The sequence below is a fragment of the Pontitalea aquivivens genome, assembly GCF_046507575.1.
In the GTDB taxonomy this organism is placed as follows: domain Bacteria; phylum Pseudomonadota; class Alphaproteobacteria; order Rhodobacterales; family Rhodobacteraceae; genus Pontitalea; species Pontitalea aquivivens.
Genome location: NZ_JBKFEY010000001.1, coordinates 15,022 through 28,119 on the forward strand (window position 1 = coordinate 15,022; position 13,098 = coordinate 28,119).

11 protein-coding genes are annotated in these 13,098 nt (G+C 66.0%); 3 read left to right on the forward strand and 8 right to left on the reverse strand.

Annotation, left to right across the window (positions count from 1 at the left end; all coding sequences use genetic code 11):
- Positions 1-20: 20 nt before the first annotated feature.
- Complete coding sequence (locus ACK8OU_RS00070; RefSeq protein WP_410301298.1) at positions 21-551, reverse strand: adenine phosphoribosyltransferase; 531 nt, start codon at positions 549-551, stop codon at positions 21-23.
- Complete coding sequence (locus tag ACK8OU_RS00075) at positions 548-1,435, reverse strand: S-methyl-5'-thioadenosine phosphorylase (RefSeq protein WP_410301299.1); 888 nt, start codon at positions 1,433-1,435, stop codon at positions 548-550. Before ACK8OU_RS00075 ends, ACK8OU_RS00070 begins: the two co-directional genes overlap by 4 nt.
- A gap of 137 nt (positions 1,436-1,572) precedes the next feature.
- On the opposite strand from ACK8OU_RS00075, the gene ACK8OU_RS00080 reads away from it, so the two are divergent.
- Positions 1,573-2,439, forward strand: coding sequence for a DMT family transporter (locus tag ACK8OU_RS00080; RefSeq protein ID WP_410301300.1), 867 nt, complete (start codon positions 1,573-1,575; stop codon positions 2,437-2,439).
- Here the strand turns inward: ACK8OU_RS00080 and ACK8OU_RS00085 are convergent.
- The gene (locus ACK8OU_RS00085) at positions 2,436-3,032 is read right to left on the reverse strand and encodes a flavin reductase family protein (protein ID WP_410301301.1); all 597 of its coding nucleotides are present in this window, start codon (positions 3,030-3,032) and stop codon (positions 2,436-2,438) included. The genes ACK8OU_RS00080 and ACK8OU_RS00085 overlap by 4 nt on opposite strands.
- Positions 3,033-3,111: 79 nt before the next feature.
- On the opposite strand from ACK8OU_RS00085, the gene ACK8OU_RS00090 reads away from it, so the two are divergent.
- Complete coding sequence (locus tag ACK8OU_RS00090; protein WP_410301302.1) at positions 3,112-3,597, forward strand: GNAT family N-acetyltransferase; 486 nt, start codon at positions 3,112-3,114, stop codon at positions 3,595-3,597.
- 53 nt (positions 3,598-3,650) lie between these two features.
- Positions 3,651-4,418 (forward strand): EcsC family protein, encoded by a 768-nt coding sequence (locus tag ACK8OU_RS00095; protein WP_410301304.1) that lies wholly within the window; start codon positions 3,651-3,653, stop codon positions 4,416-4,418.
- Between the two features lie 117 nt (positions 4,419-4,535).
- On the opposite strand, the gene ptsP is transcribed toward ACK8OU_RS00095, so the two are convergent.
- From ptsP to ACK8OU_RS00120, 5 genes are all read right to left on the reverse strand, one after another.
- Positions 4,536-6,782, reverse strand: a complete 2,247-nt coding sequence (gene ptsP, locus ACK8OU_RS00100; protein WP_410301305.1) for a phosphoenolpyruvate--protein phosphotransferase — start codon at positions 6,780-6,782, stop codon at positions 4,536-4,538.
- Between the two features lie 36 nt (positions 6,783-6,818).
- The gene (locus ACK8OU_RS00105) at positions 6,819-8,078 is read right to left on the reverse strand and encodes an aspartate kinase (protein ID WP_410301306.1); all 1,260 of its coding nucleotides are present in this window, start codon (positions 8,076-8,078) and stop codon (positions 6,819-6,821) included.
- Between the two features lie 201 nt (positions 8,079-8,279).
- Positions 8,280-8,720, reverse strand: a complete 441-nt coding sequence (locus ACK8OU_RS00110; RefSeq protein WP_410301307.1) for a DUF1178 family protein — start codon at positions 8,718-8,720, stop codon at positions 8,280-8,282.
- A 120-nt stretch (positions 8,721-8,840) separates the two neighbouring features.
- A complete protein-coding gene (locus tag ACK8OU_RS00115; protein ID WP_410301308.1) occupies positions 8,841-11,909 on the reverse strand; it encodes an efflux RND transporter permease subunit in 3,069 nt (1,022 codons plus the stop codon).
- 10 nt (positions 11,910-11,919) lie between these two features.
- Positions 11,920-13,023 carry an efflux RND transporter periplasmic adaptor subunit gene (locus tag ACK8OU_RS00120; protein ID WP_410301309.1) on the reverse strand — a complete coding sequence of 368 codons (1,104 nt, stop codon included), beginning with the start codon at positions 13,021-13,023 and terminating at the stop codon, positions 11,920-11,922.
- Positions 13,024-13,098: the final 75 nt, after the last annotated feature.

Below are 13,098 nucleotides of genomic sequence, written 5' to 3' on the forward strand. Positions count from 1 at the left end.
GGATCGCGCCTGAGGCCCCCCTAGAGCCCTTCGAATTCGCACAGGACATTGACCTGGACACCCAAGGATTCCAGAATCTTGCGTCCGCCCAGTTCGGGCAGATCGACGATGAAGGTGCAGCCGACGATTTCCGCGCCCAGGCGTTCGATCAGGCGGATGCCTGCCTCGCAGGTGCCCCCCGTGGCCAGCAGGTCATCGACGATCAGCACCCGCTCGCCCGGCTGCAGCGCATCGGCGTGTATTTCCATGATCGCCTCGCCATATTCCAGCTTGTAGGCCTGGCTGATCGTGGCACCCGGCAGCTTGCCCTTTTTCCGGATCGGCACGAAGCCCCTGGACAGCTGATGCGCGATCGCACCGCCCAGGATGAAGCCGCGCGCCTCAAGGCCCACGACCTTGTCGATCCGTTCGCCTGCCCAAGGGTGCAGCAGCTGATCCACCGCCATGCGAAAGCCGCGCGCATCGGCAAACAGCGTGGTGACATCGCGGAACAGGATGCCTTCGTGGGGGAAATCGGCGATGGTGCGGATGTAATCCTTGACGGTTTTCATGCTGTCTCCGGTCGGGGGGGAAGGACGCGGCCTGCCACGGCATCCAGCCGCGCGACAAGCTGGGGGTCGCGTTTGTCAGGCGCGGTCATGATCGCGTTGTCCAGCGCCCGGTCACAGCCGCAGGGGCAGGGCGCGCGGGGGCCGGGCAGGGCGCCGGGCAGATGCGCGACCATCTGGCGCGCGGCACCGGCGTTGCGCCCCAGCGTCTGGATGACCACCGCCACATCGACCGCGTCATGGTCGGGGTGCCAGCAATCGTAATCGGTGACCATGGCGATCGAGGCATAGCAAAGTTCCGCCTCGCGGGCGAGCTTGGCTTCGGGCATGCCGGTCATGCCGATCACGTCGCAGCCCCAGCTGCGGTACATCCGGCTTTCGGCAAGGGTGGAAAACTGCGGCCCTTCCATTGCCAGGTAGGTGCCGGTTCCGTGCACCATCACGCCGGTCCCGGCGGCGGCGCTGGCACAGGCCCGCGACAGGCGCGCGCAGGTGGGATGCGCCAGGCTGACATGGCCCACCAGGCCCGGCCCGAAGAAGGATTTCACCCGGCCGAAGGTGCGGTCGATATATTGATCGACCACCACGAAATCGCCCGGCGCCATTGCCGCATTCAACGACCCCACGGCCGAGACCGCGATTACGTCGGTGACCCCAAGCCGTTTCAGCGCATCGATATTGGCGCGGTAGGGCACGGTTGCCGGGGTATGCACATGTCCCCGTCCGTGGCGGGGCAGAAAGGCCATTGGCCTGCCGTCCAGCGTGCCGGTCAGGATCAGGTCCGAGGGCGCCCCCCAGGGGGTGTTCACCTCGACCCAGGTCGCGTCCTGCAGCCCCGCGATGTCATAGATCCCTGAACCGCCGATCACGCCGATCATGGTCTGCATCCGACACGCCTCCGTTGTGGTGGGGGCAGATTATGCCTGCGCATCAGCCGGGGAAAGCCCCGATTGCGCCTGTAAGCGCGTCGTGCCTGCGCTATACCAAGGCGACAGGGGCAGGGACGGCAAAGACGGGGGGCGCTTTGGAAAACATCCGGGGATCGGTGCTGATGGTCGCGGCCATGGGGCTGTTTGCGCTGGAAGACATGTTCATCAAGCGCGCGGCGCAGGCGCTGCCGGTCGGTCAGGTGCTGATGCTGTTCGGCCTTGGCGGAATGCTGGCCTTCATGGCGCTGACGGCGCTGCGCGGCGAACGGCTGTTTCATCCCGCGTTTCTGGGCCGCGCGATGATCGTGAAGGCGGTGATGGAGGTGATCGGCAGGCTTGGCTATACGCTGGGCATCGCGCTGACGCCGCTGTCGAACGCTTCGGCGATCCTGCAGGCGACGCCGCTGGTGGTGGTGGCCGGGGCGGCGCTGATCTTTGGCGAAAGGGTCGGGCCGCGGCGCTGGGCGGCCATTGCCATTGGTTTTCTGGGCGTGCTGATCGTGCTGCGCCCGGGGCTGGAGGGGTTCGTGCCGGCCGCGCTGTTCACGGTGATGGGCATGCTGGGCTTTGCCGGGCGCGATCTGGCCACGCGGGCCGCGCCGAAGGTGCTGTCGAACATGCAACTGGGCATCTACGGTTTTGCCATGCTAATCCCCACCGGGGCGGGGCTTCTGGCCTTCACCGGGGGGGCGGCCCTGCCGGGGCTGGGGGTGGCGGGCCAGATCCTGGCCGCCACCGTCTTTGGCGTCGCGGCCTATTGGGGCCTGACGGCGGCGATGCGCATCGGCGAGGTGTCGGTGGTGACGCCCTTCCGCTACACGCGGCTGATCTTTGCGCTGATCCTGGGCGCACTCGCCTTTGGCGAACGGCCCGATGCCGCCACGCTGATCGGTTCTGCGGTGATCATCGCCAGCGGCGTCTATACCCTGCTGCGGGGGCGCCGCGCCGCGTCTGGCGGCTAGGCACCGGGACGGCGCATTGCGAAGGTGCCGCGCACCGCCGCGTAATCGTGATAGCCCAGCCGCACCAGCCGGTCCGGCGGGGCATAGCGCCCGTCTTGCAGGCAATCGGGTCGGATATGCACGCCCGTCACCTGACCCAGCACCAGAAAGTTGTTGTCGCCCAACAAGGGCTCGATCCGCATCAGCCGGCATTCCAGGGCGGCCGGGGCCTGGGCCACGCGCGGGCAGGGGATGGTTTCGCAGTCTGCCTTTTCCACGCCCGCCACCTGGAATTCATCCGTCCCGGCGGGCAGGTCCGCGCAGCTTGCGTTCATCGCATCCTTCAGTGCAAGCTCTACCAGATTGACGCAGAACACCCCCGTTTCGCGGATCTGCGCGACCGTGTCCTTGGTGTCGCCCCGATCCGCCTTGGCCGAGGTCGAGGCGAACATCACCTGTGGCGGAACATAGGCCACGGCATTGAAAAACGAATAGGGCGCCAGGTTGTCACCCAGCCTGCCGCGGGTCGAAATCCAGGCGATGGGACGCGGGGCGACGATCGCGTTGAACGGGTTGTGGGGCAGACCGTGGCCGTCCTCGGGTCGGTAGAACATCGGGCAATCCTTACATGTTTGCCCCTGACCTAGCCCCGTGCTAGGCGCGTTTCCAGGTGATTCCGGGGGGCGGGGCGGGATGTATCAACTGGAAGAGGAAGCCGATGCCGACTGGTGGGAAGTAGAGGCCCTGTATGACCTGTGCTTCGCGCCGGGGCGCACGGCGCTGTCTTCCTACCGCCTGCGCGAAGGCGTGCCCAAGGTTGCGCCGCTGTGCCTGACCTTGCGCGAAGATGGCGTGCTGGCCGCCGTCATCCGCTATTGGCCGGTCGAGGTGGGCGGCAAGCGCGTCCTGCTTCTGGGTCCGGTGGCGGTGCACCCGACCCGCCAGGGCGAAGGCCTGGGCGGGCTTTTGATCCACGAAAGCCTGGCCGAGGCGCGCAAGCTGGGTTGGGAACGGGTCATGCTGGTGGGCGATGCGCCCTATTATTCGCGCTTCGGCTTTGAAAAGCTGGATGGGGTGATCATGCCGCCGCCGACCAACCCCGACCGTGTCCTGGGCCTGGAACTGGTGCCCGGTGCCTGGGTAGAGGTTCGGGGTGAGGTGAAAAAGGCGCGCGTCTGATCTGGCACAGCCCGCGCAACCCCCCATATCAGGGCGATGCGAAGGAGAAGGCGATGACCGCACAGCCCGAAATCCTGCCCCCGGTCACCGATCCGGCGATCCTTGGGGAACTTGATGCGCTGGCGCGCCGGCACAATGGCGCCAGCGGCCTGGGGATGCAGCTGCTGACCTATATCGGGGGCTCTGCCGAAACCCTGATGGCAAAACTTCCCGTCCCCGTGCGCGACGGGCTGGAGGGCGCGACCGCCCGCGCGCTGGAAACCGCCTTCGGCGCGGCCGAGCGGTCGCGCGGGCTGCTGGCCGACCGCGGCGACTGGGTCAACCGCGCGCTGACCACCGCAATGGGGGCGGCGGGGGGCTTTGGCGGCTTGCCGGGCGCGCTGGCGGAACTGCCTTTCACGGTGACGATGCTGCTGCGCGCGATCCAGGGCATCGCCGCCGAACACGGCTTTGATCCCGCGGATGAGGCGGTGCGCCTGGAATGCCTGCGGGTCTTTGCCTCGGCCGGGCCGCTGGCATATGACGACGGCACCGACATGGGGTTTCTGACGGCCAAGGTCACGATCACCGGGGCCAGCCTGCACGGCCTGATCGCACGCGTGGCGCCGCGGCTGGCGGCGGTCATGGGCCAGAAACTTGCGGCGCAGACAGCCCCCGTCCTGGGCGCCGTTGCGGGGGCCGCTATCAATTATACCTTCACCAGTTATTACCAGGATATCGCGCGCGTTCATTTCGGCCTGAAACGACTTGCCCGTGACAGCGCGCTGGATGAGGGGCTCTTGCGCGAGGAACTTGTGGCCCGGATCACCGCCAAAGCCTGACCGTTCCGCCAGCGTGGACCGCGGATGCCTCCGGCGGGAGTATTTGGTCCAAGAAGAAACGGCATGCTTCTTCTTGGACCAAATACTCATCCCCCCCATCGCCGGCCTGCCGCCGGGCTAAAGCGATGACAGATAGGCCGTCACCGCCGGGCGGACCGAGGGCGCGCCGTCTGCCCGGGCCTGGTCGATGACCGCTTTCAGCCGGGTCAGATCGGCGCGGCGCACCAGGTGCTTGACCGGCCCGATCGAGGCGGGCCGCATCGACAGCGTGCGAAAGCCCAGGGCGGCCAGTGTCATTGCCTCAACCGGACGGCCGGCATCCTCGCCGCAGAAGGACAGGGCCGTGCCGGATGCCGCGCAGCGCGCCACGATGGTTTCCAGGAAGGTCAGAAAGCTGGTGTCCAGCGTGTCATAGCGCCGACGCACGCGTTCGTTTTCGCGGTCGGCGGCAAAGAAGAACTGTTTCAGGTCATTGCCCCCGATCGACAGGAAATCGCAGCCCCGGAAAAAGTTGTCAGGGGCGTAGGCCAGCGAGGGTGTTTCCAGCATGGCGCCGACCCGCAGGTCTTCGGGCACGGCATGGCCCAGGCTGGCCTCACGGTCGCGTTCGCGCAACAGCATGGCGCGGGCGGCCTCGAATTCGCCGGGGGTCGCGACGAAGGGGAACATGACCGACAGCGGCCGTCCGCGCGCGCCGCGCAGCAGCGCCTGCAGTTGCATCCGCAGCACGCCCGTCTTGTCCAGCCCCACCCGGATCGCGCGCCAGCCCATTGCGGGGTTCGGCTCATCTTGCGGCTTCATATAGGGCAGGACCTTGTCTGATCCGATGTCCAGCGTGCGGAACTGTACCCGCCGGCCCTGGGCGGCATCCATCACCCGGCCATAGAGCGCCGCCAGTTCGGCGCGCCGGGGCACGCGGCTGCGGATCAGGAACTGCAGTTCGGTGCGGAACAGGCCGACGCCATCCGCGCCCGACCCTTCCAGCGAGGGCAGATCGGCCATCAGCCCCGCATTCATCATCAGCGACAGCCGTGTGCCACAGCGCGCCTCGGCGGGCTGGTCGCGCAGGCTGGCATAGCGTTTCTGTGCCTCGGCCTGCATCGCGATCTTGTCGCGGAAGGCGCTGGCGACGGTTTCTTCGGGGCGCAGATGTACCATGCCCTGATCGCCATCGACCAGGATCGCATCGCCGTTCAGCGCCTCGATGGTGATGCGGGCGGCGTGAATGACCAGCGGAATCGCCAGCGCCCGGGCCACGATGGCGGCATGGCTGCCGACCGAGCCTTCTTCCAGCACCACGCCTTTCAGCGCGCGACCATATTCCAGCAGTTCAGCCGGGCCGATGTTGCGCGCCACCAGCACCGGATTGTCGGGCAGTTCGGCGCCGGTATCCTTGCCCTGGCCGGTCAGGATGCGCAGCAGCCGGTTTGACAGGTCGTCGATGTCATGCAGGCGGTCACGCAGATAGGCATCGGTCGATTGTTCCAGCCGCGCCCGCGCGGTGGATTGTTCCTTTTCCACCGCCGCCTCGGCCGACAGGCCAAGGCCGATGTCTTCGGTCATCCGTCGCATCCAGCCGCGGGAATGGGCCAGCATCCGGTAGGTTTCCAGCACCTGCCGGTGGTCCTTGTCCATGCTGCTGCTGTCGGCCAGCATGCCGTCGATCTGGGCGCGCAGTTTCTCGACCGCCTCTTCCAGGCGGGCGCGCTCGGCTTCGGGGTCGTCGCCGACGGGGTTGATCACGACCACGCGCGGTTCATGCAGCCAGACGCGGCCTTCGGCGGCGCCTTCCTGGCCGGTGGCCCCGCGGAAGACCAGCGGGAACTGATGCGCCGCGCCTATGCCTTCGCCTTCGCCGTCGCCCACGAAGGCGCCCAGTTCCGTCATCTCGGCCAGGACCATCGCCACGACCTCAAGGCCATAGACCTCGTCTTCGGAAAACTGCCGCGCGTCTTTCGACTGCACCACCAGTACGCCCAGCCGTTCGCCGACCCGCTGGATCGGCACGCCAAGGAAGCTGGAATAGATTTCCTCGCCGGTTTCCGGCATGTAACGAAAGCCCTTTTCCGAGGGCGCATCGCCGGTATTGATCGGCCGGCCCGATCGGGCGACCCGGCCCACCAGACCCTCGCCCAGTTTCAGGCGGGTCTGGTGCACAGCTTCGGGTTTCAGCCCTTCGGTGGCGCACAGTTCAAGCGTTTCGGGATCACGGAACAGGTAGATCGAACAGACCTGCGTCTGCATGGAATCCGCGATCAGATGGGTGATCCGGTCAAGCCGTTCCTGCCCCTTGCCGGGGGTTGCCAGCGTGTCGCGCAGGCGCCGCAGCAGGGTGCGGCTGTCGCTCTTACTGCGGTCGGGCATGTGCCCTGCTTCGCCCCCGTGGTGCAGGCCGTCAGATCAGGCCGTTTTCTCCAGTTCGAAGGCATCATGAAGCGCCTGAACCGCCAGTTCCATATATTTTCGGTCGATGAGAACGGAAATCTTGATCTCTGAGGTGGAAATCACCTTGATGTTTACATTTTCCGCGGCGAGCGCCTTGAACATGGTCGCCGCAACCCCTGCGTGTGACCGCATGCCGATGCCCACGACCGAAACCTTGGCCACCTCGGTGTCGACGGCCAGATCGTCATAGTTGATCTGACCCGCGGTGCGGGCGTCTTCCATTGCCTTTTTCGCGCGCGCGACCTGGTTGATCGGACATGAAAAGGTCATGTCGGTCACCGCGCCGGGGTGGTTTTCATAATCCTTTTCGGAAATGTTCTGGACGATCATGTCCACGTTCACGCCGGCCTCGGACAGCGGGCCAAAGATTGCGGCGGCGATGCCGGGGCGATCCTCGACGGTGACGAGGGTGATCTTGGCTTCATCGCGGCTGTAGGCCACGCCGGAAACAACTTTCGATTCCATGATTTCTTCCTCACCGCAGACCAGGGTTCCAGAGGTTTCGTCGGTTTCCTCGAATGAGGACAGCACCCGCAGGCGCACGTTGAAGCGCATCGCCAGCTCGACCGAGCGGGTCTGCAGCACCTTCGCGCCCAGCGAGGCCAGTTCAAGCATCTCCTCATAGGCGATCTTGTCCAGCTTGCGCGCCTTTGAACTGATGCGCGGGTCGGTGGTATAGACCCCGTCCACATCGGTGTAGATGTCGCAGCGTTCCGCGCCGAAGGCGGCGGCAAAGGCCACGGCGGTCGTATCCGACCCGCCCCGGCCCAGGGTGGTGATCCGCCCCTCGGGGCTGACGCCCTGGAAACCCGCGACCACGGCAACCTTCATGCCTTCGGCGAATTTCGCGTCGATGTTGTCGCGGGGGATATTGACGAACCGGGCCGCCGAATGCGCCGAGGTTGTGTTGATCGGCACCTGCCAGCCTTGCCAGCTGCGTGCGGGAACGTCCATTCCCTGCAGCGTCAGCGCCATCAGGCCGGCGGTGACGTTTTCCCCTGACGACACGACCGCGTCATATTCGCGCGCATCGAACAGCGGCGAGGTCTGTTCGACCCAGCCCACAAGTTCGTTCGTCTTGCCCGACATGGCCGAGACGATGACGATCACGTCATAGCCGCGTTCCACCTCGCGTTTGACCTTTTGCGCCGCGTTCTTGATCCGCGCCAGATCGGCCACCGAGGTGCCACCGAATTTCATCACGAGAAGCGGCATGGATACCCCCCTGGACCGCCCGAAAGAATTGCGCCCCTGCTAGCGGAAGGGGACCGCGCTTGCAAGAGCGTGCTGCCGCGTGCCCCCCCCCCTTCATCGTGGTAACGCCTTGCGCTGTCCCATGCCGATCGAACGGGGGCGCCGGTGCAATTGCCCGCTGGCCGTGTCGGTCATGCCGGGGCCTGCGAATCGCGCTGCGGATCAGTTCGTCTTGCGGCTGGGAAGAAAGGGCAGGGGGGCCACGGCGATGCCGTCTTCCAGAAGGGCGCGGGCATCCTCAAGCTTTGCTTCGCCGTGGATCGCGCGTTCAGGCGACTCGCCCAGATGCATGGCGCGGGCCTCGGCGGCAAAGTTCAGGCCGACGTAATCGGAATTTTCCTCGACATGGCGGCGCAGGGCGGTGATCGCCTGTTCCAGCTCGGATGGCGGCGCGGCCAGGGGGCGTTCGGCGGCGGGCTGGGGGCTGGCCGCCTTGCGCGCGGGGCGCACCGCAGGGGCCATCAGCGCCTTTTCCACCTTGGCCGATCCGCAGACCGCGCAGGATACCATCCCCGAGGCCCTGAGCGTGTCGAAGGCTTCGGCAGATTTGAACCAGCTGTCAAAGCTGTGTTCCTGATCGCATTTTAGCGTGAACCGGATCATTGGCGCACCTGTTTCCCTGTCCCAACATCTATGCCAGCGCGCGGCGAATGCAAGCCTTTGGCCGCGCGGATGGCGCCCCCATCGCGGTGCGACGGGGGGCCATGGTTCAGGGACTGCGGGTCAGCCCGCGGCCAGCCTGGCTTCGCGCGCGGCGCGCCAGGCTTTGTCGGACGGCGAGATGAAGGTGTAGAACATCGGCACCACGAACAGCGTGAACATGGTGCCCACCAGCAGCCCGGCAAAGATGACGACGCCCATCGCCTGCCGGGCGGCGGCGCCTGCGCCTTCCGCGATGATCAAGGGCACCACTGCCAGCGCCATCGCCGCCGTCGTCATCAGGATCGGCCGCAGGCGGATCTTGGCGGCCTCAACGATCGCTTCGCGCCGGGTCAGGGCGTGGTCCTCGCGCTGCTGGTTGGCGAATTCCACCATCAGGATGCCGTGCTTGGTGATCAGCCCGATCAGTGTGATCAGACCCACCTGGCTGTAGATGTTCAGCGTCCCCAGCCCAAGGTTCAGCGGCAGCACCGCCCCGAAGATCGTCAGCGGCACCGACATCAGGATGATGAACGGGTCGCGGAAGCTTTCGAACTGCGCGGCCAGCACCAGATAGATCACCACCACCGCCGCGGCAAAGGCGATCAGGATGGTGTTGCCCTGCTGCACCTCCAGCCGGGACTGGCCGGAATAGTCGATGAAGAAACCGTCGGGCATCACCTCACGCGCGATCTGTTCGATTTCGGCCAGGCCGTCGCCGGTTGATTGACCGGGCAGCGGCAGCGCCGAGATAGTGGCGGAATTCAGTTGGTTGAACTGTTCGACCGAGGCGGCGGCGACGCCGGTGTCGATCGTCACGACCGAGGACAGCGGCACCATTTCGCCGGTCGCGGCGCGCACGAAGAAGCTGCCCAGCTGTTCGGGATTGGCGCGGAAGTCGCGCGGGACCTGAGAGATGATGTCATAGCTGTTGGAATCCCGGTCGAACTGCGCCACCGCACCGCCGCCCACCAAAAGGCCCAGCGTCGCGCCGATTTCGGCCACCGGCACGTTCAGCGTGGCGGCCCGGTCGCGGTCGATTGTCACCCGAACCTCGGGCGCATCGAAGGCCAGCGAGTTCTGGACGATGATGAATTTGCCCGTCGCCTGCGCGCGCGCCTTGATCTGGTCTGCCACCTCGGCCACGCGGTCGGGGGCGTGGATCGACTGGATCACCATGGAAATCGGCAGGCCGCCGCCCGTCCCCGGCAGGGTGGGGGGCGCGAAGACAAAGCCCTGCACGCCTGGCACGCTGTTCAGGCTTGCCTGGATGTCCTGCTGGATCTCTTTCTGGCTGCGGGTGCGTTCGGCCCAGTCCTTCAGCGCCCAGATATAAATGCCGGTATTGCCCTGGCCACCGAAGCCCGCGATGGAAAAGTCGGTTCGCACCTCTTCCATGTCGCCGGTGATCGCCTCGACCCGGTCGATATACATCTGCGTGTAATCGTCGGTGGCATAGCGCGGCCCGTTGAGGAAGGCGAAAAGCGCGCCCTGATCCTCTTCCGGGGCCAGCTCGGTCGAGGTGTTGACGAACATGAACCCCGTCACCCCCACCAGCACCGCCACGATCAGCACCGTGACCGGCCGGTAATCCAGCGACGACCCCACGCGCCGCCCATACCAGCCCGCCAGCCAGTCGGACTTGCGGTCCACCCAGCGCTGGAACCGCGAGGTGGTGCCGTGGCTTAAAAGGCGCGCCGACATCATCGGCGTGATCGTCAGCGCGATGATCCCCGACAGAATCACCGCCCCCGCCAGCGTAAAGGCGAATTCGGTGAACAGCGCCCCGGTCAGCCCGCCGGTAAAGGCCAGCGGCGCCAGCACCGCGGCCAACGTGATCGTCATGGCGATGACCGGGCCGGTGATTTCCTTCATGCCCTTTACCGCGGCGGGCAGGGGCTTCATGCCGTCTTCGATATGGCGGTGGATGTTTTCGACCACCACGATCGCGTCATCGACCACCAGCCCGATCGCCAGCACCATCGCCAGCAGCGTCAGCAGGTTGATCGAATAGCCCAGCGCCAGCAGCACCGCCATCACCCCCACCAGCGACAGCGGGATGGTGACGATCGGCATCAGCACCGACCGGAAGGATCCAAGGAACAGCAGGATCACCACCACCACGATCGCGACCGCCTCGGCGATGGTCTTGAACACCTCGGTGATCGAGGCCGAAATCGTCTCGGTCGAATCGTAGACCAGCTCGATCTTCATGCCCTGCGGCAGGGTTTCATTGATGCGCGGCAGTTCGGCGACCACCGCCGCGGCCGTGTCCAGCGGGTTGGCGGCCGGTGTCGGGAAGACGCCAATGAAGGTGCCGGGCTGGCCGTTGAAGGTGACGATCTCGCCCGACTGGTCCGAAGCGAGTTCGACCTGTGCCACATCGCGCAGCCGCACCACCGCATCGCCCGTGGCCCGGATCGGCAGCGCGCCGAACGCCTCGGATGTCTGCAGGGTGGATTTCAGCGTGATCGACTGGGCAACGAATTCGTTTTCGGTCTTGCCCGGCGCAGACAGGAAGTTCGACGCGCGAATCGCGGCCAGAACCTCGGATGCGGTTACGCCGCGCGCCGCCAGCTTCAGCGGATCGATCCAGACCCGCATCGCATAATTGGACGCGCCGATCACCTGAATTTCAGCGACACCCGGGATCGTGGACATGCGCGGGCGGATTACGCGTTCCAGATATTCGGTCAGCTGTTCCGGGGTCATGTTGGGGTTTTGTGCGGCCAGATACATCAGCGCGAACTGCATCCCCGTGCCCTTGACGATCACCGGGTCCTCGGCCTCGCCCGGCAGCTGGCCGCGGACCTGCTGCACCTTGGCCAGAACCTCGGTCAGGGCCACGTCGGGGTTGGCGCCCAGCTGCATCTGCACCGACACGACCGAAGCCGAGGGCCGCGATTGCGAGGTGACATAGTCGATGTTTTCCGTCGTCGCCACGGCGGCGGCGATGGGGGCGGTGATGAAGCCCTGGATCAGTTCGGGCGCGGCGCCGGGATAGATCGTGGTGATCGTCACCACGGTTTCCTCGACCTCGGGATATTGCCGGACGGGCAGGTTGAAAGCCGCCTGGAACCCCAGCAGCAGCATGAAGGCGCCAAGGACGGTGGACAGGACCGGGCGGCGGATGAAAAGTTCGGTAAAATGCATCGCACGCGCCTCAGTTGCCGGTCGCGGTGTCAGGCGACACGGTATTGTCGATGACCACCGTCGCACCAGATGTCAGCTTGTTCTGCCCCGCATTGACCACCCGGTCGCCGGGTTGCACCCCCTCGACAAGTTCCACCAGCGCGCCGGACCGCCGGCCCAGACGCACGAAGACCTGTTCCACCTTTTCGGGCGCGTCCGCCGTGTCGCCAGCGCGAACCACATAGACAGAATCGCCGTAAAGCGTTGAACTAACTACCGTTTGCGGCAGCGCGATCACCCCGTCTTCGGCGGGCAGGGCGACGGTGACGCGCAGGAACTGGCCCGGCGTCAGGCGGTCTTCGGCGTTTTCAACATCGGCGCGGATCGTCACCAGGCGCGAATTCGGGTCGATCTTGGGCTCGATCCCCGTAACCTTGCCCGTCAGCACCAGATCGCCCACCTCGGACACGACGGTCACCGGCTGCCCCGCCGAGACCAGGCCCACCTGCTGTTCGGTCAGCGTGAAATCGACGCGCATCCGGTCGCGATCCTGCAGCGTGGCATAGACGGTGCCGGGGGTGACGAACTGCCCCGGTTCCACCTGCGGAATGCCGATCACGCCGGAAAACGGTGCGGTCAGGCGCTTGGTTTCCAGAACCGCGTTCAGCTTGGCCACGGTGGCGCGGGCCGACACCGCCTCGGCCTCGGCCTGATCCAGCGTGGTGGTGGCTGAAACGCCGCGTTCGCGCAGTTCGCGCACCCGCGTCAGCGCGGTTTCGGCCAGCTCCAGCGCCGCCTGCGCCGCGGCCAGATCCGCCCGTTCGGTCCGGTCGTCGATCTGCAGCAGAACCTGCCCCTCTTCGACACGGTCATTGGCGGAAAAGGCGACCTCGCGCACGATGCCGGCAGCCTCGACCGCCAGGTCGACGCCCTGTGCGGCCCGCGCGGTGCCGATCGCATCAAGGCCCGGCTGCCAACGCTGCGGCTGCGCCTCGGTGATGGATACGGTTACCGGGGCCACGGGCATGTTGGCGAAGAAATCGGCGATCATCTTTGAACGGAACAGGTTGAACCCGACGATGCCGCCGCCGATGATCCCCAGAAGGATGACAGCGATGATGAGACGTTTGATCATGTTGGCCCCTGAATCCCGTTTAAACACATACTGCCAGCGCGGCGCGCGCCTTCTGGCGAATACTGAACCGAAAGG

What these genes read in the sequence shown, in the direction of transcription:
- ACK8OU_RS00070 (WP_410301298.1), bottom strand. Translation starts at nt 551, where the DNA reads ATGAAAACCGTCAAGGATTACATCCGCACCATCGCCGATTTCCCCCAC.
- ACK8OU_RS00075 (WP_410301299.1), bottom strand. Translation starts at nt 1,435, where the DNA reads ATGCAGACCATGATCGGCGTGATCGGCGGTTCAGGGATCTATGACATC.
- ACK8OU_RS00085 (WP_410301301.1), bottom strand. Translation starts at nt 3,032, where the DNA reads ATGTTCTACCGACCCGAGGACGGCCACGGTCTGCCCCACAACCCGTTC.
- ACK8OU_RS00090 (WP_410301302.1), top strand. Translation starts at nt 3,112, where the DNA reads ATGTATCAACTGGAAGAGGAAGCCGATGCCGACTGGTGGGAAGTAGAG.
- ACK8OU_RS00095 (WP_410301304.1), top strand. Translation starts at nt 3,651, where the DNA reads ATGACCGCACAGCCCGAAATCCTGCCCCCGGTCACCGATCCGGCGATC.
- ptsP (WP_410301305.1), bottom strand. Translation starts at nt 6,782, where the DNA reads ATGCCCGACCGCAGTAAGAGCGACAGCCGCACCCTGCTGCGGCGCCTG.
- ACK8OU_RS00105 (WP_410301306.1), bottom strand. Translation starts at nt 8,078, where the DNA reads ATGCCGCTTCTCGTGATGAAATTCGGTGGCACCTCGGTGGCCGATCTG.
- ACK8OU_RS00110 (WP_410301307.1), bottom strand. Translation starts at nt 8,720, where the DNA reads ATGATCCGGTTCACGCTAAAATGCGATCAGGAACACAGCTTTGACAGC.
- ACK8OU_RS00115 (WP_410301308.1), bottom strand. Translation starts at nt 11,909, where the DNA reads ATGCATTTTACCGAACTTTTCATCCGCCGCCCGGTCCTGTCCACCGTC.
- ACK8OU_RS00120 (WP_410301309.1), bottom strand. Translation starts at nt 13,023, where the DNA reads ATGATCAAACGTCTCATCATCGCTGTCATCCTTCTGGGGATCATCGGC.